The sequence below is a fragment of the Deinococcus aetherius genome (genome assembly GCF_025997855.1).
GTDB lineage: Bacteria > Deinococcota > Deinococci > Deinococcales > Deinococcaceae > Deinococcus > Deinococcus aetherius.
The window spans coordinates 844,078-863,483 of record NZ_AP026560.1; the positions used below are offsets into that span (position 1 = coordinate 844,078).

Annotated in this window: 18 protein-coding genes and 1 tRNA gene; 10 read left to right on the top strand and 9 right to left on the bottom strand. The window is 69.6% G+C overall.

Annotation, left to right across the window (positions count from 1 at the left end):
- Positions 1-198: 198 nt before the first annotated feature.
- The 3 genes from sufB to sufC form a co-directional block, all read right to left on the bottom strand.
- On the bottom strand, positions 199-1,605 hold the full coding sequence (gene sufB / locus DAETH_RS04400) for a Fe-S cluster assembly protein SufB (protein ID WP_264776707.1): 1,407 nt from the start codon (positions 1,603-1,605) through the stop codon (positions 199-201).
- A gap of 228 nt (positions 1,606-1,833) precedes the next feature.
- The gene (locus DAETH_RS04405; RefSeq protein ID WP_264776708.1) at positions 1,834-2,184 is read right to left on the bottom strand and encodes a DUF4377 domain-containing protein; all 351 of its coding nucleotides are present in this window, start codon (positions 2,182-2,184) and stop codon (positions 1,834-1,836) included.
- A 5-nt stretch (positions 2,185-2,189) separates the two neighbouring features.
- Positions 2,190-2,960, bottom strand: coding sequence for a Fe-S cluster assembly ATPase SufC (gene sufC, locus DAETH_RS04410; RefSeq protein ID WP_264776709.1), 771 nt, complete (start codon positions 2,958-2,960; stop codon positions 2,190-2,192).
- A 257-nt stretch (positions 2,961-3,217) separates the two neighbouring features.
- Here sufC and DAETH_RS04415 point away from each other — a divergent pair, with 257 nt between their 5' ends.
- Genes DAETH_RS04415 through DAETH_RS04430 form a run of 4 tightly spaced genes read left to right on the top strand, consistent with a single transcriptional unit; the run spans position 3,218 to position 7,148 of the window.
- On the top strand, positions 3,218-3,916 hold the full coding sequence (locus tag DAETH_RS04415; protein ID WP_264776710.1) for a MotA/TolQ/ExbB proton channel family protein: 699 nt from the start codon (positions 3,218-3,220) through the stop codon (positions 3,914-3,916).
- A complete protein-coding gene (locus DAETH_RS04420; protein ID WP_264776711.1) occupies positions 3,913-4,329 on the top strand; it encodes an ExbD/TolR family protein in 417 nt (138 codons plus the stop codon). Before DAETH_RS04415 ends, DAETH_RS04420 begins: the two co-directional genes overlap by 4 nt.
- Before the next feature lie 7 nt (positions 4,330-4,336).
- The gene (locus DAETH_RS04425) at positions 4,337-6,418 is read left to right on the top strand and encodes a hypothetical protein (RefSeq protein ID WP_264776712.1); all 2,082 of its coding nucleotides are present in this window, start codon (positions 4,337-4,339) and stop codon (positions 6,416-6,418) included.
- A 37-nt stretch (positions 6,419-6,455) separates the two neighbouring features.
- Entirely contained in the window at positions 6,456-7,148 is a 693-nt protein-coding gene (locus DAETH_RS04430) for a hypothetical protein (protein ID WP_264776713.1), read from the top strand.
- A gap of 72 nt (positions 7,149-7,220) precedes the next feature.
- On the opposite strand, the gene DAETH_RS04435 is transcribed toward DAETH_RS04430, so the two are convergent.
- Entirely contained in the window at positions 7,221-9,131 is a 1,911-nt protein-coding gene (locus DAETH_RS04435; RefSeq protein WP_264776714.1) for an acetate--CoA ligase, read from the bottom strand.
- A gap of 104 nt (positions 9,132-9,235) precedes the next feature.
- Between DAETH_RS04435 and DAETH_RS04440 the strand changes: the two genes are divergently transcribed.
- Positions 9,236-10,054, top strand: a complete 819-nt coding sequence (locus DAETH_RS04440; RefSeq protein ID WP_264776715.1) for a type III pantothenate kinase — start codon at positions 9,236-9,238, stop codon at positions 10,052-10,054.
- A gap of 21 nt (positions 10,055-10,075) precedes the next feature.
- Here DAETH_RS04440 and DAETH_RS04445 read toward each other — a convergent pair whose 3' ends face one another.
- The 4 genes from DAETH_RS04445 to DAETH_RS04460 form a co-directional block, all read right to left on the bottom strand.
- A complete protein-coding gene (locus tag DAETH_RS04445; RefSeq protein ID WP_264776716.1) occupies positions 10,076-10,534 on the bottom strand; it encodes a hypothetical protein in 459 nt (152 codons plus the stop codon).
- Positions 10,535-10,676: 142 nt separating this feature from the next.
- On the bottom strand, positions 10,677-11,675 hold the full coding sequence (locus DAETH_RS04450) for an inorganic phosphate transporter (RefSeq protein ID WP_264776717.1): 999 nt from the start codon (positions 11,673-11,675) through the stop codon (positions 10,677-10,679).
- A gap of 19 nt (positions 11,676-11,694) precedes the next feature.
- Complete coding sequence (locus tag DAETH_RS04455; RefSeq protein ID WP_264776718.1) at positions 11,695-12,333, bottom strand: DUF47 domain-containing protein; 639 nt, start codon at positions 12,331-12,333, stop codon at positions 11,695-11,697.
- Positions 12,334-12,446: 113 nt separating this feature from the next.
- Positions 12,447-15,521, bottom strand: coding sequence for an alpha-amylase family glycosyl hydrolase (locus tag DAETH_RS04460; RefSeq protein ID WP_264776719.1), 3,075 nt, complete (start codon positions 15,519-15,521; stop codon positions 12,447-12,449).
- Between the two features lie 80 nt (positions 15,522-15,601).
- Between DAETH_RS04460 and DAETH_RS04465 the strand changes: the two genes are divergently transcribed.
- Positions 15,602-15,886: a DUF427 domain-containing protein gene (locus DAETH_RS04465; RefSeq protein ID WP_264776720.1), complete on the top strand. Its 285-nt coding sequence runs from the start codon at positions 15,602-15,604 to the stop codon at positions 15,884-15,886.
- A 66-nt stretch (positions 15,887-15,952) separates the two neighbouring features.
- A tRNA-Ile gene (locus DAETH_RS04470) sits at positions 15,953-16,029 on the top strand.
- A gap of 146 nt (positions 16,030-16,175) precedes the next feature.
- On the opposite strand, the gene DAETH_RS04475 is transcribed toward DAETH_RS04470, so the two are convergent.
- Complete coding sequence (locus DAETH_RS04475; RefSeq protein WP_264776721.1) at positions 16,176-17,096, bottom strand: DUF4032 domain-containing protein; 921 nt, start codon at positions 17,094-17,096, stop codon at positions 16,176-16,178.
- Between the two features lie 235 nt (positions 17,097-17,331).
- On the opposite strand from DAETH_RS04475, the gene DAETH_RS04480 reads away from it, so the two are divergent.
- The 3 genes from DAETH_RS04480 to DAETH_RS04490 all read left to right on the top strand — a co-directional run bounded on the left by DAETH_RS04480 (position 17,332) and on the right by DAETH_RS04490 (position 19,382).
- Entirely contained in the window at positions 17,332-17,928 is a 597-nt protein-coding gene (locus DAETH_RS04480; RefSeq protein WP_264776722.1) for a sulfite oxidase-like oxidoreductase, read from the top strand.
- Between the two features lie 61 nt (positions 17,929-17,989).
- A complete protein-coding gene (locus DAETH_RS04485) occupies positions 17,990-18,514 on the top strand; it encodes a mismatch-specific DNA-glycosylase (RefSeq protein ID WP_264776723.1) in 525 nt (174 codons plus the stop codon).
- Between the two features lie 46 nt (positions 18,515-18,560).
- Positions 18,561-19,382: a hypothetical protein gene (locus DAETH_RS04490; protein WP_264776724.1), complete on the top strand. Its 822-nt coding sequence runs from the start codon at positions 18,561-18,563 to the stop codon at positions 19,380-19,382.
- The last annotated feature ends 24 nt before the right edge of the window (positions 19,383-19,406 follow it).

The following is a 19,406-nucleotide window of genomic DNA, read 5'->3' on the forward strand; positions in this document are numbered from 1 at the left end:
TGTGTTTCTGGCAGCGCGTGTGTTACTGGAGCGTAGAAACCACCTGTTACCAAATAAAAGTGCCCATCCTTCAGCTCAAGTGTCAGTTTCATATCCTCGCCCGATTGCTCGTCGCGGATGATGATTCCCGAGGAGCCGACCTTACCTATGGTTGCTCCACCTTGCACACTTGAACAGTCGGAGGGCACTTTCAACCGCTTACCCGACCGAGCCTTCCATCTCCAGCTCGATCAGGCGGTTGAGTTCCACCGCGTACTCCAGCGGGAGTTCCTTGGCGATGGGCTCGATAAAGCCGCGCACGATCAATCCCGCCGCCTCGTCCTCGCTCAGGCCACGCGACTGGAGGTACAGAATCTGTTCGTCATTGATCTTGGAGACGGTCGCCTCGTGGCCCACGGAGGCGGTCTTCTCCTCGATCTCGATGTAGGGGTAGGTGTCGGTGCGGGCCTCCTCGTCCAGCAGCAGGGCGTCGCACTCGACGTTCGTCTTGGCACCGCGCGCGCCCTCGTAAATCTTGACGAGGCCACGGTAGCTGCTGCGGCCCGAGTCCTTGGAGATTGACTTGGAGACGATGGAGCCGCTGGTGTGCGGCGCGAAGTGGACGATCTTCGCCCCGGCGTCCTGGTGCTGGCCGCGCCCGGCCATGGCGATGCTCAGGACCTCGCCGCGTGCGCCCTCTTCAAGGAGGTAGCAGGCGGGGTACTTCATCGTGACCTTGGAGCCCAGGTTGCCGTCCACCCACTCCATCACGCCGTTGCCGTACACGGCGGCGCGCTGAGTCACGAGGTTGTAGACGTTGTGGCTCCAGTTCTGGATGGTGGAGTAGCGGAAGCGCGCGCCCTCCTTCACCACGATCTCGATGACGCCCGAGTGGAAGGAGTCGGAGTTGTAGGCGGGGGCGGTGCAGCCCTCGATGTAGTGGGCCTGCGCGCCCTCGTCCACGATGATCAGGGTGCGCTCGAACTGGCCGCTGCTCTCCGCGTTGATGCGGAAGTACGTCTGGAGGGGAATGTCCACCTTGACGCCCTTCGGGATGTACACGAAGGACCCGCCCGACCACACGGCGGAGTTGATCGCCGCGAACTTGTTGTCCTCGGGCGGCACGATGGTGGCGAAGTGCTCGCGGAAGAGGTCGGGGTACTGCTTCAGGCCGTCCTCGATGCTCAGGAAGACGACGCCGAGCTTCTCCCACTCCTCCTTGAGGTTGTGGTACACCATCTCGCTCTCGTACTGGGCGCCGACGCCCGCCAGCGCCGCGCGCTCGGCCTCGGGGATGCCCAGGCGCTCAAAGGTCTTCTTCACGTCGTCGGGCACGTCGTCCCACGAGCGGGCGTTGAAGCCTTCGGGCTTGATGTAGTAGTAGATCTCGTCGAGGTCGAGGCCCGAGAGGTCCGCGCCCCACTGGGGCATGGGCTTGCTCAGGAAGATGTCGAGCGCCTTGAGGCGGAAGTCGAGCATCCACTGGGGCTCTTCCTTGGCCTTCGAGATCATCTCGACGACCTCGCGGCTCAGGCCCTTGGGCGCCTTGATAGCGTACCGCTCGGGGTTGCTCCAGCCGTACTCGTAGCCGTTGTTGATGTTGCCTACTTCGGGGTTGATGGTCATTCGGGTTGCTCCTTGCTCGTGCTGCCTGTAGGCGAGGATGATGGGGGGACTTGGCTACTCATTGCCTCCAGCTCAGCCACCGTCTTGTGGATAAGGTTCTTCCCTTCCCGAGTCTGGGCAATGGAGGCCAGAAGGTGTTCACGGTTATTTGGGTTGGACAGTAGGTATTCCGTCGTGTCCATAACATCCTCGCTCGTCAAGCATCACACTCGGGCCGTACTGACTTCTTCAGGGCTGACCGGGGAGGGCGGTGGTGGCGTCGGGCGTCTTTTCGAGAACCTGCTTGAGCGTGTACGTCGTCACGGGTGGGACGAACTGCTCAGAGACCAGCAGGCGGTAGCGAAACCCAATCTCGTGGGTAAAGCCCCCAATGAAAGGAGGCTCTAATTCTCTCCACAGGGTCTCTTCGCCGCGTTTGATCAGGAGACAGCTTTGGCCCTGGAAGGTGGAGGCGGTGCACGTTATGCGGTTGGGAGCGACAGTGTAGGGCACGTCCACTTTGGGGTAAGGAACAAGGTTGAAGTCACAGGCAGAAAGTGCTCCTGCAACAGCCACGCCCAAAAGCGAAAGACGCCGCATCCGCCTCATGCCCCCGCGACCGCCAGCCCCTTCACCCAGTCATAGCCCTCGGAGTCGAGTTTCTGGGCGAGTTCAGGGCCGCCTGTCTGCACCACGCGCCCGTCCACGATGATGTGAACCTTGTCGGGCACGATGTAGTTCAGCAGGCGCTGGTAGTGCGTGATGATCAGGCCGCCGAGATTCGGGCCGCGCAGGGAGTTCACGCCGCGCGCCACGATCCGCAGGGCGTCCACGTCGAGGCCGGAGTCGGTCTCGTCCATGATGATGTAGCTCGGCTCCAGCATCAGCATCTGGAGAATCTCGTTGCGCTTCTTCTCGCCGCCGGAAAAGCCCTCGTTCAGATACCGCTCGACGATGCTCTCGTCCCACTCCAGCACCTTCAAGGCGTTCTGGAGCTTGCCGTAGAACTCGGTAAACGACACCTCTTCACCTTCCGCCTTGCGGGCCTGCATGGCGAGGCGCAGGAAGTTAGCGATGGTGACGCCGGGAATCTCGACCGGGTACTGGAAGGCCAGGAAGACGCCGAGGCGGGCGCGCTCGTCGGGCTCCATCTCCAGGATGTTCTGGCCGTCCACCAGCACCTCACCCCCGGTCACGGTGTACTCGGGGTCGCCGACGATCACCTTGGCGAGGGTGCTCTTGCCGTTGCCGTTCGGCCCCATGATGGCGTGCAGCTCGCCGCGCGGGACCACGAGGTTGATCCCCTTGAGGATGGGCTGGTCGCCCACGGAGGCGTGCAGGTTGCGGATCTCAATCTGGTGGGGCTGGTCGGTCATGGGAACTCCTTGGCTCGCTGCTTCTTGAGAATGATTCCTACTTACCCGGCCATTGTACTCGGGAGGAGGTCTAAAGTCGAGTGGTTTGGTGAGGATTAACAGGGGCTGGAGCGTCTCCCGGCCGTGTGCAGGACGGAGAAAATTGGCTCCGCCTTCCGGGGTCGAAGGAGGGTCTCCCCAACCCGGACGGCTTCCGATGAGGCGCGCGTCAGCTTCTTTCACGCTTGCCACCGTGCCGCGTGCTAACGGTGAGGAGCATGAATGTCCTTGACCTGATTCGCGCCGCCGGGCCGATCCTGTGGGTGATCCTCGCCCTGTCCGTGTACGTCGTTTACACCGCCGCCGTGCGGGCGCAGGTGTTGAGCCGGCTGGGGCGCGACCCCTCCGCCCTGATCGAGCGGGCGCGGGCGGTGACCGCCGAGAGTGGGCCTGCCGCCGCCCTGGCCGAGGTGGACCGCGCCGCCGATCCCAGTCCCGCCGCGAACGTGCTGCGCGCCGGGCTGAGCCGGGCCGACCGGGGCGCGGGGGCTCCCCAGGCTGCCATGAACGCCGCCCTCCTCGCCGAGGACGCGCGGCTGTACGCGGGGCTGAGCGCGCTGGGGACCGCCGCCCAGATTGCCCCGCTGCTCGGGCTGCTGGGCACGGTGATCGGCATGGTGCGCTCGTTCCTGGTGTTCAGCTCGACGAGTTCGCCCACGCCGACGCAACTCGCCACCGGCATCAGCGAGGCGCTGGTGAACACGGCGGCGGGGCTGATCGTGGCGATCATCGCGTACGTGGCCCGCAACGCCCTGCGCGCCCGCGCCGACCGGGTGGCCGTGCAGGCCGAGCGGGTGCGGGAGGAACTGCCCTCCTGGCTGGCCCCGCGCATGGCGCCCGCCACCGTCATTGCCCGCCCGGTGCCCGAGGTGGCCCTGAGCTTCGACGGCGCGACCCCGCCCCCGGTGACGCGGTGAGGCGGCGGCTGCGCGAGAGCGGGGAGGGCGTCACCTTCGACTTCGCCCCGATGGTGGACATCGTGTTGCTGCTGCTGATCTTCTTCTTCCTGACGAGCAGCCTGGGAGCCCGGCAAAACGCCCTGCCGCTCGACCTGCCCCGGGCGAGCACCACCGTGCAGGAGACGCCCGCCCTGCCCATCGTGAGTGTGGACCGGGCCGGGAAGGTCTACCTGAACGGCAGGGAGACGACGCTGACGAAGCTCGGCGGGCAACTGAGGCCCCTGCTCGCCGCGTCGGGAGGCGTGGTGGGCCTGCGCGGCGACGAGCGGGGCAACTACGGGACCGTCGTGCAGGTGATGGACGTGGTGAAGCGGGCGGGCGGCGAGCGGTTGGCCCTGGGAACCCGCGCGCCCACCGGGGGCGGACGGTGAGCCGGGCGTGACGACGCTGCCCAGCCTTCCCCGCAACCCCGAGCGCGGGGACCGTGTGCGCGCCGTGGGGGTCACGGTCGCCCTGCACGCGGCGCTGCTCCTCGGGTTGATCGCCGCCCGGCCCGACCTGCGGACTCCCACTCGCGCTCCCGACCCGAGCCGGACGCCGCTGGAGGTCGTGACCCTGGCTCCGCCGCCCGAGGCCAAACCGACCCCGACCGCCGTTGCCTCCTCGCCCATCACGCCGCCGAGGCGCGAGCAGAACACGCCGCAACCGCGCACCCAACCGCCGCGCCCGCCGACGCCCCAGACTCGGCCGCAGACGCCGCAACCCCGGACGCCGCCGACCCCCACCCCGCCCATCCGCCCGGTCCAGCCTGCGGCGCAGCCGACCCCGCAGGCCCCCGCTCGCCCGGCGGCCCGGGCCGCGCCCCAACCTGCCGCGCAGCCCGCCCCGTCCAGCGCGCAGGCGCAGGCGCCCACCCCGGCCAGCACCCCCGAGCCGACCCGGCCCGAGAGTGCGCCCGCCGCGCCGACGCCGGACACCGCGCCCACCCCGAGCGAGGCGTCACCTGCCCCCGTGTCCGAGCCCGCGCCCACCCCGGCCCCCGAGGAACTCGCGCCCGAAACCACGACCTCGGCCGGGGAGGGGAGCCTCGACCCGGAACTGGAGGCGACGGCGAATGACACGCCCGCCGAACCCGTGGCCGCCGCTCCCGCTGCCCCCGCACCTGACCCCGAGCCCGTGACCTCCCTGCCCCGCCGCGAGGACGCCGCGCCCGCGAGCACCGAGGAGACGGCGGCCCCGGCCCGTGGGAGCGCGACCGCCGAGGAGGCGCCCGCCCCGGCCCGGGGTGCGGCAAGCGCCGCCGTGGATGGGGCGGGGGAGACAGCCACGGCCCGCCCCACTCCCCGTCCGCCGACCCCGGTTCCTGAAAGCAGCGTCGAGGCGCCCAGCGTGTCGAGGGGCACGGTGGCCGACACCGGCGAGGCCGTCGCCCGCCTTCCTGCCCGGCCGGAGAGCGCCCCCCAGGGGAATGTGCCGGACACGGCGCCCGCCCCACGCGGCACGCTCCCCCCCGGTACCGCCGAGGCCGTGGAGGGCCGGGCCGGGACTCCCGCAAGCGCACCCACCCCAACTGCTCCCGACGCGCCCGAAACCTCGCGCGGAGGTGCGGCGGCCTCCGCCCCCCCCGCCGAGGCGGCGGCCCCGGTTCGCGCGGCCCCGCCTGCCCCCGCCGACCCCACTCCCTCCCCCGAGCCGACACGCGGCGCCCTGGGCACAGGTGGAGCCACGGCCCCCGAGGCGGAGGTCGCCCGCCCCGCCCCCACCCCCGGCACGCCCGCCGGAACGGGGGAGGGCACGGCGAGTCCCGCCGCCCGCCCGGGCACGACCCCCGGTGAGGACCGCCCCGGGGCCCAGCCCGACGCCCCCTCGCGCGGCACGGCCGGAAGCGGGGGCGCGACGCCGGGGGCCCCGGCAGCCCCCCGCGAGTCCTCGGGCGGGGCGGGGAGCGGGGCGGGCACCTCCCCCGAGCCGGGGGAAAGCTCCGGGCGCGGGGGCGACGGCGGCGGGGCGGGTGCCGGGACCGCTCCTTCGGACGGCGGCGCCCCTGCCACCGGCCGCCCCGGCGGAACCGGCCAGGGTTCCGGCGCGCCCGGCGGTGGCGGAACGGGCGGCGGCGAGGTCGCCCGCGCGGGTGGCGGCGGGGGCGGTGCAGCGGCGGGGAACGAGAACCGGCCCCTGAACTGCACGGTCGTGGTCGATGTGCGTGGCCTGGGCTCCTTCCAGCGCGATATGACGAGCTTCGTGTACGACGAGGCGGGCACCCAGCTCTGGCCCGACGCGGCGCTCGTGAAGGGTGTGAGTTCCCAGCTCGTGCAGGAGGGCAGCCTCCAGACCTACATCACGTCCGAGGGTGAGATCGCCGGTTTCAAGAACGTCACCCGCGTGAAAGCCGCCCGGGTGCAGGCCCCCCGCATCGCGCCCAACTCCAAGGTCTACACCGACGCCGTGCTCGGCAGCGCCGCCGCCGCCCAGTTCCGCTCGGCGGGGGCCGCCTGCCGGGTGGTGTACTTCAAGGACTAGTCAGCCTCCCGTCACCCCCAACCGTTAAGAGGTACCTATGCGCAAACCCACTCTCCTCGCCCTCACCGTGCTGCTCTCCGCCCCGGCCCTCGCCTGGGTGCCGAAGCTGGAGGAAAACACAGCCAAGAACGTCATCGACGGCGCGTACGGCCGCCGCGACCCCGTCCCCACCTACCAGACCCTCGACCTGACCGTCAAGGACGGCAAGTTCGCCGCCGGGGAGGGGGCCGTCAAGGTCTTCGACGGTGGCGACGCGTGCCTGACGAGCTGGCTCGCCGCGCCCACCGACTACAGGGGGGGGAGCCATCCCGCCTCCGTCACGGTGAGCGGGCAGGCCGACCAGCTCTACTTCCAGGCGGTCGAGGCGCGCGACAACTTCCGCAACCTGAGCGCCGAGGGCGCCTTGGGGGCCGAGCTGGCCGGGAAGCGGATGCCCGAGGGCCAGCTGCGCGTGGACGTGCAGGTGCGCGGCCTTCCCAGCGAGAAGGCCCGAAGCGCCTACCTCGTGCGCCTGCGCGCTCCGGACGGCAAACTCGTCGCCCCCGTGCGGACGAGTTACGTCAACGACTTCAAGCAGGACGCGGGCACCTGGACGGGCACCCTCGTCTACTACTTCGAGCCCCTCAAGGTCGGCATCGGCGCGAGCGACAAGATCGAACTCCTGCTGCGCACCGAGGCGGACACGAACTGCGCGTACAGCGTCGGGCTGGACCTGGGCAGCTTTCAGTAAGGCAAGGGACCAGGGAACGAGGGCAGAGGCCCGATTGGCACTCTGCCCTCGTTCCCGGTTGCCCCGGTTGCCTCAGCTCCCGGCCAGCCTCGCCCGCACGACCTCCAGCGCGTCGGGGTTCTCCAGGCTGGTGAGGTCGCCTCCCGCCTCGCCGGTCACCAGGAGGTCGCGCAGCAACCGGCGCATGATCTTGCCGCTGCGGGTGCGGGGCACGGTGGGCACGACGATCACGCGGGCGGGGCGGGCGAAGGGCCCGACGCCGCGCACGATGGCGTCGGCAAGTTCCTCCTCCAGGTCGGCGCCCGGCTGGACCCCCGCGCGCGGCACGACGAAGGCGACCGGCACCGCGCCCCGCACGTCGTCCGGGCGGGCCACGACGGCGGCCTCGCTGACGGCGGGGTGGGTGAGGAGGGCGGCCTCCAGCTCCATCGTGCCGAGGCGGTGCCCGGCCACGTTCATCACGTCGTCGAGGCGGCCCGTGACCCATAGTTGCCCGTCCGCATCGAGGAGGGCGGCGTCGGAGGCGGCGTAGCTGCCGGGGAAGTCCGCCAGGTACGTCCGCACGTAACGGTCGTGGTCGCCCCACACTGTCCGCGCCAGGCAGGGGAAGGGCGCAGTGAGGGTCAGCGCCCCGAGTTCGCCGGGTGCGGCCCCCGTCCCGTCCTCCCGCACCACCCAGGCACGGTAGCCGGGCAGGGGATGCCCGCAACTGCCCGGGCGGGTCGGCGTGAGGCCCACCATGCTGCTCGACCAGGCGGTGCCCGTCTCGGTCTGCCCGTAGGTGTTGTTCACGAAGACCCGCCCCGCCCCGAGCGAGTCGCGCGTCCAGTGCCACGTCTCGGGGTCGAGGGGCTCGCCCACCAGCGAGACGAGCCCCAGGGTGCCCAGGTCGTGCCCGCCCAGCGCGGCGTCTCCCGCCCGGCGCAGCATCCGCAGGGCGGTCGGTGCGGTGAAGACCTTCGTCACCCCGTACCGCTCGATGATCTCGTAGGGCCGCGCCGGAGTGGGGGTGTCGATGCTGCCCTCGTAAATGACGTGCGTCGCCCCGTGCGCCAGCCCGCCGACGAGCGCGAAGATCGGGAAGGCCAGCCACCCCACGTCCGCCGTGCACCAGTACACGTCGTCCGGGCGCAGGTTCAGCGCCCACTTCACGTTCGCGTAGGCCCCCGCCAGGAAGCCGAGCCCCGCGTGGACCAGCCCCTTGGGCTTCGAGGTCGTTCCCGAGGTGTAGATGATGAAGCTGGGCTCGTTGGCCTCCAGCGACACGGGGGCGGCGCGGCGGGTGGTCCGCTCAAGCAGCGTGTGGAAGTCGTGCTCGCCTTCCCGCAGCGCGAACTCCCGGTCCACCCGCCGGGCGACGATGACGTTCTGGATGTCCAGCCCCGCCATCGCCTCGTCCAGCGTCGCCTTGAGGGGCACCACCTTTCCCCGGCGCAGGGTCGCGTCGGTGCAGACGACGACCTTCGGGCGCGCGTCCTCCAGCCGGTCCCGCACCGCCGAGGCGCTGAAGCCCGCGAAGATCACCGAGTAGATCGCCCCGATGCGGTAGCAGGCGTGGATGGCGACGAAGGCCTCGGGCACGTTTCCCAGGCAGATCGCCACCCGGTCGCCCCGCTCCACCCCCAGGTCCTGCAAGGCGGCGGCGAAGCGGGCGGCCCCGTCCATCAACTCGCCGTAGGTCCACTCCTCGCGCAGGCCGTCCTCCCGCTCGTACAGCAGGGCGGTGCGCTCCGGCGGGTGACGGTCCAGGCAGTTCACGCTGACGTTCCCGGTCGCGCCCGGGTAATAGCGGAAGCTGCCCAGTTCGCCCTCCAGCGCCACGGTCGGCGGCGTATCCCAGGCCAGCTCGCGGGCGATCTCCAGCCAGTAGGCGGGCGGGTCGAGGGCGAGCAGCCGGGCGGCCTCGGCCTCGCTGACGGGCGCGGTCGCCCTGAGGGGGTCGGTGGGGGGCACGAGCGGGTGCTCCAGCAGCGTCTTGTCCACGGGTGGGCCTCCTTCGGGGTCGTCGGTTCTGGGGAGAAATTGTGCGTCACGTCAGGATAGGCCCGGCGCGGGAGCCGGGGCCACCCCTCCCGTACAATGCCCCCGTGCCCGCCTCCTTCCCCCTGCTCGTCGTGGACATCGGCAACACGAGCACCGTCCTGGGCCTCGCCGACGAGGGCCTGAACCTCACCCACACCTGGCGCGTGCGGACGAACCGCGACGTGCTCCCGGACGACCTCGCGCTGCAACTCCACGGCCTGTTCACCCTGGCCGGGGCCCAGGCTCCCCACGCCGCCGTCCTGAGCAGCGTGGCGCCCCCGGTCGGGCAGAACTACGCCCTCGCCCTGCGGCGGCACTTCGGGGTCGAGCCCTTCGAGGTCAGCGCGGCCAGCCTGCCCGACGTGCGGGTCGAACTCGACCAGCCCGACGCCATCGGGGCCGACCGGTTGTGCAACCTCTTCGGGGCCGAGCGTTATCTCGACACGCACGAGTACGCCGTCGTCGTGGACTTCGGCACGAGTACGAATTTCGACGTGATCGGGCGGGGGCGGCGCTTCGTCGGAGGCATCCTCGCCACGGGCGCCCAGGTCAGCGCCGACGCTCTGTTCGCCCGCGCCGCCAAGCTGCCCCGCATCGCGCTGGAGGCGCCCAGGACCGCCATCGGCAAGAACACGGTTCACGCCCTGCAATCGGGCCTCGTCTACGGGTACGCCGAGATGGTGGACGGTCTGCTGCGCCGCATCCGCGCCGAACTGCCGGGTCCCGCCGTCGCCGTTGCCACCGGGGGCTTTTCCCGCACCGTCGAGGGCATCTGCCGCGAGATCGACCATTACGACGAGACGCTGACCCTGCGCGGGCTGGTGGAGTTGTGGGCGAGCCGGGAAGGGATGGGAGTTGACCGGGCAAGTGGAGCGGCACGCTGAGCCTTCCCACGCTGTACGTGTTCAGCGGCTGCCTTGTTCGCGGTAGCGCAGTTGTCGGTCAAGCTGTTCAGCCAGATCTCGGAGACTGCGGGCATGAGCGCGGAACTCCGGCACCGCTTCAAAAGCCGGAGTGACCCGGCGCATGGCGTCCTGGACAGCATGTACGAGATCAGGTAGGGCCACGGATAGGGGCGCTTCCCATTCCAATGCGCTCACCTCAACGTCGTCGCCAGTTGTTGGGCTGAGGGTGAGCGCGTAGGGGCCTTCCATAAAGCGGAGTTCCACTGTTCTGGCCCCCTGAATCAGGAGTATGAGCTGATGGGCCCACCAAGGAAGGACAACCCCGGGATTGTCAGCCCATCCCTTCTCAGGAAACGAGATGTCGTCGAACTGCCACCAGATCAGCGTGGAAGAGTATGTCCATGTAGGTTTGAAGCCTTTGAGGGCCTCGGAAGGAAGTTCAACGTACGGTGCGGGCATATCGACCGAACTCTACTTCCTTGGGGAGATGACTCGGAACGGCCTGCGGCAACCGCCATGACCAAAACAAGAGGGCGCCCCTCCCCAGGAACGCCCCCTTCTCTTGCTGACCGCTGACGGCTGAAAGCTGACCACTTCCCCCTCAAACCCCCGTCATCAGGATTAGCTTGTGAATCGCCCACCCCAGCGCGATGCACACCGGGATGGTGAACACCCACGCCTGGACGATGCGCCCCGCGACCTGCCACTTCACCTTGCGAAAACCCTTGGTGGTGCCCACGCCCATGATGGCGGTGCTGATGGTGTGGGTGGTGCTGACGGGGATGCCCAGGCGGCTCGCCGTCTCGATGATCAGGGCGGCGCTCGTCTCGGCGACGAAGCCGTCCACGGGCCTCAGGTCTACGACCTTGAAGCCCATCGTGCGGATGATGCGCCAGCCGCCGATGGCGGTGCCCAGGCCCATCGCGGTGGCGGCGGAGAGGATCACCCACAGGGGCACGTGGTCGAGCGCGGCGCCGAAGTAGGCGCTCAGGGCAAAGGTCATGATCCCCATCGTCTTCTGCGCGTCGTTGCCGCCGTGCGAGAAGGCCATGAAGGCGGCGCTGAAAATCTGCGCCCAGCGGAAGTTGCGTGTGACCATGCGGGGCCGCATCCGCCGCAGGAGCAGCCACGAGAGCAGGAACATCAGCACGATGGGCACGAGGAAGCCGAGGGCCGGGCTGGTCACCAGACCTATCAGTGTCTTGGTGACGCCCCTGGGGATGATGATGTCCCAGCCGCCCACCGCAACCCCCGCCCCGACGAGGCTGAAGATCAGGGCGTGGCTGGAGGAGCTGGGCAGGCCGCGCCACCACGTATAGAGATTCCAGATGATGGCGCTCAGCAGCGCCGCGCCCGTGAGTTCCAGCGTGGCGAACTGCTGCGGCACGATGTCGGTGGCGACCGTCTTGGCGACGGCGGTGCCGGTCAGGGCGCCCACCACGTTCATCACGGCGGCCATGGCGATGGCCTGCGCCGGGCTCAGCACCCTGGTGGCGACCGAGGTGGCGATGGCGTTCGCCGTGTCGTGGAAGCCGTTGATGAAGTCGAAGGCCAGCGCGAGCGCGAGGATGACGAGCAGGGCGATGAGGGCGGCAGTCATGCTGTTCGGTCGCCCCGCGTCACGCGTTCTTGAGCAGGATGCTCTCGACGGTCTTCGCCACCCGCTGCGCCTGGTCGGAGGCGTCCTCGATCAGGTTCACGATCTCGCCGCCGCGCATCGCCCGGATCATCCCCGGCACGTCCGTCACCCCCTGGTAGAGGGTGCGCTGCACCTCGTCGCTGATGGTGTCGCCCTCGTCCTCCAGGGTGCGAATCTGCCGCGCGAGCCCGGCGAGTTCCTGGATGCGGCCGGTGTCCTCGATCAGGGGCATCCCCTGGGCCAGCAGGGCGCACTGCCGCTCGACCACCCGCGCGAGCCGCGCCATCTCGGGCAGGGGGCGCTCGACCCCGTAGAGGCTGAGCTTGCGCGCGGCGTCCTCCATGTCGTCCACGAGGTCGTCGAGTTCCGCGTTCAGGGCGATGATGTCCTCGCGGTCGAAGGGCACGATGAAGGACGAGGCGAGCATGTTCGTGATCTCGCCCGTGATGCGGTCGCCCTCGTGTTCGAGGTCGCGCACCCGGCGCACCTTGGCCTCCACGTCGGTGTAGTTCTCCAGCAGCTCCACGAGGGCTTGGGCGGTGGCGTGCGCGTTGCGGGCCGCCTCGGCGAACTTCGCGCTGAACTGCGGGTTTTTCGGCATGAATCTTGACAGCACCATGACAATTCCCTCCGATTCTCCACCTCTTTGTCAGCCCACGGTCAGGCGATGGGTCAAGAGGCGGCGGGAGGCCCCGGCGTGGAAGCCTCCCGCGTCGCGCTCAGTGTAAGGGGTTACCTGACGTTCAGGGGCGCCGTGAAGGTCGCGCGGCGGTTTTCCGCCTCCGTCCCGATGGTGTTCGCGCCGGGGGGCGTGCTGCCCGCGTCGGGGATGATGTCGCCCGCGCCGTACCCCGCGCCGCCGAAGATGCCGCCCACCACGTTGACTCCGTTTGCAGGGGCCCCACTCAGCCCCAAGGCCGACCAGGGGATCGCCAGCTCGACCGTCTGCGCGGGCAGCGTGCCACGCGTGGCGATGAAGTAGTTGCTTGCGGCCACCTCGGGCGTGGCAGTGTCGCCCTGCACGAGGCGCAGTTGGGCGGGCTGGTTCTCGTACCGCGCGACGAAGGCGTCCGCGCCCGCCATGCCCCCGCCGAAGGTGGCCGCCTGCTTCCACGCCTCGAAGTTGTCGGCCTGCGCCGCGCCGCCCGCCCCGGTGTCGAGGTACAGGACGGCGCTGTTGCCCGTCACCCGGTAGGTGTACGCGAGGTAGAGGTACTGGCCGTCGCTGTCGGCGAGCAGGCTCAGCCAGTTGTTGTCCGGGCCGAAAACCCCCGCATTCGGGCTCTGCGCGCTCACCTTGGGGGCGGTCCAGTCGCTCAGGTCGCCGTCGAGGGTGTACTTGCCGACGACCTGCCCGCCCTGAGCGACGCGTGTGAGGTTGAAGTCCGCCCCCGTGCCCGGCGAGGTGGCCTGCCGGGTCGCCTCCGCGTAGCCCTCCGCCGTCGCCTTGAGCGTCTGCGTCCCCGCCGGGGCGAAGAGGGTGTAGGAGCCGTCCGGGAAGGTGATCGCGTAATTCTTGTTGGGATCGGCGGTCGTCGCCGTGACGAGCGCGGCCGCCAGCGCCGCTCCTGCACCCGTCACCCGGCCCTCGACCGTCGGCGGCACGGGCTCGCCGATCAAGTCGTAGGTGCCGCCGTAAGCGTTGTCGTTCGTGCCCACCACATACGAGCGGTCACCCTTGCCGGGGCCCTCGTAGCCGCTGTTCTTCGCCCCCGCGCCGTCGTTGCCGAACTTGAACTTCACTTCGCGGAAGAGGGGGAGGTCGATGTCCGTCTTCCAGACCCCCCGGCTGACCTGGGTCATCGGGTACTCGACCTGCGAGCCGGTGTCGAAGCGGCGGATTTCAATCGGCCCGTTCCCCTGGCTGCGCGCGTCCACGGTGAAGGTGACCTTGACCGTGTTCTTGCTGCTCGGGGTGGCGCGGACGGTGACGCCCTTGCTCTCGGCGCCCTGGGCGTCCACCGTCACCACGCGAAGGGTCGCCTCCACGTCGTTCGGGAGGCCCGAGGCGAGGTAGGTCGTCTGGGTCTTCGGCAGCGGCGCGAAGTTCAGCAGCCGCTCCTGCCCGCTTCCCGTTCGCGCATACACTCGGTACCCGGTCACATTGGCGTCCGTGCTCGCCGTCCACATCAGTTGCACGGCGTTGTCCCCGGCCCGCGCGCTCAGGTCCGTGACCTCGGGCAGACCCGGGTTGACCGTCCCCGTGGCCCCGTTCCCCGCCGGGGCCGTCACCGCCAGGGCGCTGCGGGCCGGAACCGTGCCGACGAGCTTGCCGCCGCTGACCGACAGGCCGCTGGCCCGCCCGGTGATCTCGGTGAGCGCCCCGGCCCCGAAGGTGCCCAGCAGGGGAATTCCGCCCCCGCTCAGCGTGGCGAGGTCCACTGGCGCGTCCCCGTTGTTCATCACGACGACGACCGGCTGGCCGCCCTTGCCGCCTTGCGCCACCCGGCGGTAGGCGAAGATGGGCGCCCCCCCGTTCGGCCGCCACAACTCCTGCTGGGCGCCGCGCGTGAGCACCCGGAACTTGGACCGGGCCACCGCCAGCGCCGCGATCCGCTCGTCGAGGCTGCTCCCCGCGAGGGCCGCGAAGTTCATGTCCTCGCGGTTGCCCTGCCCGAGGACGTAGTTGTACGGGTCGCCCAGCCCGGCCTGCGCGATCTCGGTGCCCTGGTACAGGCTGGGGGTGCCGCGCGAGGTGAAGATCAGGCTCAGCGCGAGGTCCAGCCGCTCCGCCGCCTGCGCCGGGGTGCCGCCGCGCTCGGTCACCTCACTCACGAAGCGCCGCACGTCGTGGTTGTCCACGAAGGTCGTCAGCCGGGTGGGGTCCTGGTACACCCCGTCCTGCGCGAACACGTCCGCGAGACGGCCCAGGTCGCCGTTCGCGCTGCTCAGTTGGTCTTTGATCCCGTAGTACAGCGCGAAGTCGAACACGCTGGGGGAACCGAGGTCGTTCATGAAGTGCGCCAGCCGCGCCGGGTTGCCGTCGAATACCTCGCCGACCGACCAGAGCTTGGAGGGGTCGCCCGCGCCGCCTGCCGTGAAGAACTGCCGCCAGTAGCTGTCCGGCACGTGCTTCATCGTGTCGATCCGCAGGCCGTCGATGCCCGTCTCGTTCCGCCAGTACGTGATGAATTGATTGAGGTAGGTCGTGACCTCGGGCAACTCCTGCTTGAAGTCGGGCAGGCCCGCCAGGGGGCAGTCGACCTCCTTGTTCGTGCTCGCGTCGCACTCGGCCTGGGTGTGGAACCACTCGGGGTGGGTCTTGGTCAGGGTCGCGTCGTAACCCGCGTGGTTCACCACCACGTCCTGAATGATCTTGATGTTGTTCCTGTGCGCCGTCTCGATCAGCGACTTGTACTCGGCGAGCGTGCCGAAGTGCGGATCGACCGTGAAGAAGTCCTCGGCCCAGTACCCGTGGTATCCGGCGAAGGGCCTGCCCTTGTTCGGCCCGTCGTTGACCGGGATGGCGGGCACCTGCAAGACGACCGGGCTCACCCAGAGGGCCGTGAAACCCATTCGCTTGAAGTAGCCCTCCTCGATTTTCGCCTTGAGCCCCGCGAAGTCGCCGCCGTGCCATCCGAGCGGATTGGTGCGGTCGGCGCGGTCGCCCTCGTTCCTGTTCGGGCCGTTATCGTTCGCCGTGTTTCCATTGGCGAAGCGGTCGGTCATGGCGAAGTAGATCACCTCGTCGCGCCAGTCGCGCGCCTTGGTCCCGTTCCCCGGCGGGTTGAAGAGGCCGCAGGCGGAGAGGGACAGCGTGAGGGCCGTGACGGCGCCCGCGCGCCCCACCAGTTGGAAGCGTTTCATGTGGCTTCTATTGAGCGCCCGTAGGCTCCCCTTGTCAATTGGGCAACGGTTCACTCACTCCCGTCCCATACCTTGTGGACATGAAAGCGATCTGGAACGGACGGGTCATCGCCGAGTCGGACGACACCGTGGTCGTGGAGGGCAACCATTACTTCCCCCGCGAGAGCGTCGATCCCGCCCTCCTGCGGCCGAGCGCGACCCACACCGTCTGCCCTTGGAAGGGAACGGCGAGCTACTACACCCTGGAGGTGGAGGGCAAGACCAACCCCGACGCGGCCTGGTTCTACCCGGAGCCGAAGGAGGCCGCCCGGCAGATCACGGGTCGCGTTGCCTTCTGGCGGGGCGTGCAGGTCGTGGGCGGCTAACTCCCGGCGTTGACACCCTGGCCCCCCGCTGCTACAGTGTCACCCGCTTGCTCGCAAGTGCGGTGCGCGGGAGTAGCTCAGCTGGTTAGAGCGCACGCCTGATAAGCGTGAGGTCGGCAGTTCAAGTCTGCCCTTCCGCACCACAGAACCCCCGTCGTTGACGGGGTTTTTTCTTTTGGTGTCGGGGAGTGACAAAAAGAATCGCGGGTCCTCGTGGCGAAAAGGAACGGCTGGAGGTGGGGAGGCCCTGGTCCCTGATCACCCGCAGCCGCCGATCTTTGGGGCCGTTCTACGTCGCCGGGTCAAGCTGGCCGCGCAGCAACAACTTCATGCGCTGGCCGACCCGCTTGTAGAGGGGCGGGGCATAGTGGGCGCGGAAGTCGCGGGTGGCCTCCTCGCTGCCGACGTCGTGGCCGTACTTCTCGGTCAGGAAGTAGCGGTGGTCCATGATCCAGAGGTAGAGGTCGGCCTCGGTGCGCCCGGGGAAGCGGCTCATCACGTCGTGCTTTTCCAGATTCTCGACCACCCGCAGGTACAGGCGGCGGTACCAGCTCTCGACCGCCTCTTCCCAGGTGACGGGCGGGAGTCCCGCGCGCTCCGGCTTGCGGTCAAGGAAGTACTGCCGGGTGCGGATGTGGTCGAGCAGGCGGTCGTAGCGGCCCGGGGTGGTGAAGAGGATCTCGCGGTGGCCGGGCACCACCCGGTCGAGGTTCGTCTGGTGGAGGAAGCGCGCGTACTCGCCCTTGATGATCAGGTCGCGCAGGGTGTCGTGCTCGTCCGGCGGAACCGTCACGTCGAGTTCGATGACGTGGGCGTCGATGAACTTCTGGCCCTGGCGGCGCGCCACCGAGACGCGGTGGTTGCCGTCCTTGACGAAGTACAGGTCGCCCACCTTGTACACCTGGATGGGGGGCAGCTCCTTGCCCTGAAGCTGGGCCGACCGGACGCCGATCCACCGCTCGTCGAGGTGCCGCTCCTTGGGCAGGTAGTGGCGGTCGAACTCGCGGTAGCGGTCCACCGAGCCGATGATCTGCTCGACGGGGATCGTCTGGAGGCCGAGGGAGTGTTGGCCCTGCGGACCGAGGTGACGCACCCAGTCGAAGGGCAGCAGCTCGTTCGGTTCGCGCCGCAGGATCGCCAGCAGGTCGCGCACGTCGCTCACAAATCGGGCGCGCTCCACCTCGTGCCGGGCCTGGTCGGTTGCTCTCATGCAGGGTCTCCTCGCGCCGCGTTGGCGCTCGACCGGGGCATGGGACACCGGGGAAAAGAGAGGTCGCCCCGGTCTTGGTGTACAGTGTACACCTATTCCCCTTTCTCCTTTCTGACAGCCTGTCTTGAGGGTGGGTTAGGGGCGCGCTCATGCAGACCTAGCAGCTTCCTTCACACATCCTGAAAAGGTGGGCGTTCCCATACCGTCCCGCGCACTCAGGCCGTCAAATACACCCATGCTCGGTAAGTTCTTCAAGAAGCCGGAGGGCGACATGGGCGGCCGGGTGCCCCCCGGCCAGACGCTCACCACCCGCTTCCCCGTCCTGACCTACGGCCCCACCCAGCACTACGCGCCGGGGGACGTGGTCGTGCGCGTCTTCGGGCTGGCCGAGGAGCAGACCTTCACGTGGGGGGACCTCCTCGCCCTGCCGCAGACCACCCTGACGTACGACATCCACTGCGTCACCCACTGGAGCAAGTTCGACACGACCTGGACGGGTGTGCGGGTGGTGGACCTGATGGAGCACATCGGGCTCAAGCCGGGTGCCACCCACGTCATGCAGCACAGCGTCGGGGGGTACACGACCAACCTCAGCCTGGAAGACTTCACCCGGACCGAAAACCTGATTGCCCACACCTTCGGTGGGGAACCGCTCGACGCCGAGCACGGCGGGCCGTTGCGGCTCGTCGTGCCTCACCTGTACTTCTGGAAGAGCGCGAAGTGGTTGACGGGCCTGGAGTTCATGGCCGCCGACAAGCCCGGGTTCTGGGAACGCAACGGCTACCACATGCGCGGCGACCCCTTCAAGGAGGAGCGTTACGACGACGACTGAGGACGGGCGGCCAGCTTCCGGCGGCCAGCCGACGGCGGGGGAGGGCTACCTCGTTCCCGATGTGTTGCAGTCCGGCCTGACGCTCGTGCTCGTGGGCACCGCCCCCAGCCGTATCAGCGCGCGGGCGCGGGCGTACTACGCCAACCCCGAGAACAAGTTCTGGCGGGTGCTGTTTGAAACCGGGCTGACGCCGCGCCAACTCGCCCCGCGCGAGTACCCGACCCTGCCGGAGTACGGCATCGGCCTGACCGACGTGGCGAAGCGGCACAGCGGGGTGGACGCCGCCCTGCCCGGGGAGGCGTGGGCCCCGGACGAACTGCGCGTCAAGATTCGGCACTACCGCCCCGCCGTCGTCGCCTTCACCTCCAAGCGCGGCGCCTCGGAGACGCTGGGGCTGCCGACCGGCAAGCTGCCCTACGGCCCGCAACTCCTGCCGCTGGAGGGGGCGGAGGTCTGGGTGCTGCCCTCGACGAGTCCGCTGGGGCACAATCACTTCCAGATCGGGCCGTGGCAGGCGCTGGCCCGAAGGGTGCGGGAGCTGCGGGTGGAAGGGCAGCCCGGTGCCGCCGGGGAGCCGGGAACGTGAGCGGCGCGGGAACCGGCCCCGCCCCCGCCGCGTACCCTGAAGAATCATGGCGCCCGTGAATCCCTCCACCCTCTTCACCGCCGCCCGCACCGGTTCGCGGGTGGTGCGGTATCTGATTCGGCCCGCCCGGCGTCTTCCCGCGCGGAGCCCCGACTCCTGGGGGCGTGATCCCTGGTTGCCCCCCGGCGGACCGGGGCACCCCCTGAGGCGGGGGGTCAGTGTGGTGCGGCGGGCGGTCGGCCTCCTCGTGCTGCTCGCGCTGTGTGTGCTGGGGGCTCTCCTGCTCGGGCCGCTGCTGCTGCTGCTCGGCGTGGGCACCGCCTTCGGGAGCGACGTGGCCGGGTGGCTGCTCGCCTTCACCCTCCTGCTCGCCACCTTCGGGGCGGTGTGGACGGCGCGGCGGGCGACCCTGCTGATCCGGGCCCGCGAGGAGGGTGAGGCCGACCTCGTGACGCTGGACGCGCCCACCGGGTCGGGAAGTGCGGCCCGTGCCGACGACGAGGCGGGCCTGCTCGCCCTGCTGCGTGGAAGCGAGCGCGCCCTGCCGACCTCCACCCGCGCCGCCCTGCACGCGACCGTGATCGCCACCCGGGACGCCCTGCGGGTGACGGCGGGCGACCTCTCGCTGGGCCGCGACGCCTTCGACGCCCGGCAGGCCGCCCGCGAGGACCTGCCGGAACTCCTGCGCGCCTACCACGCCGCCCCCCGCACGCCCCAGGCCGACGACCTGCTCCTCGGGCAGCTCGCCCTGATCGAGCGCCGCATGAGCGGGGTCGTCCGCGAACGGCAGAAGGCGCAGGCCCGGACCCTCGACGCCCACCGCCGTTACCTGGAGGGCAAGTACGGCGAGCGGAGGGAGGAGGGCTAAGCGGGCGTGAGCCTTGGCCCACAG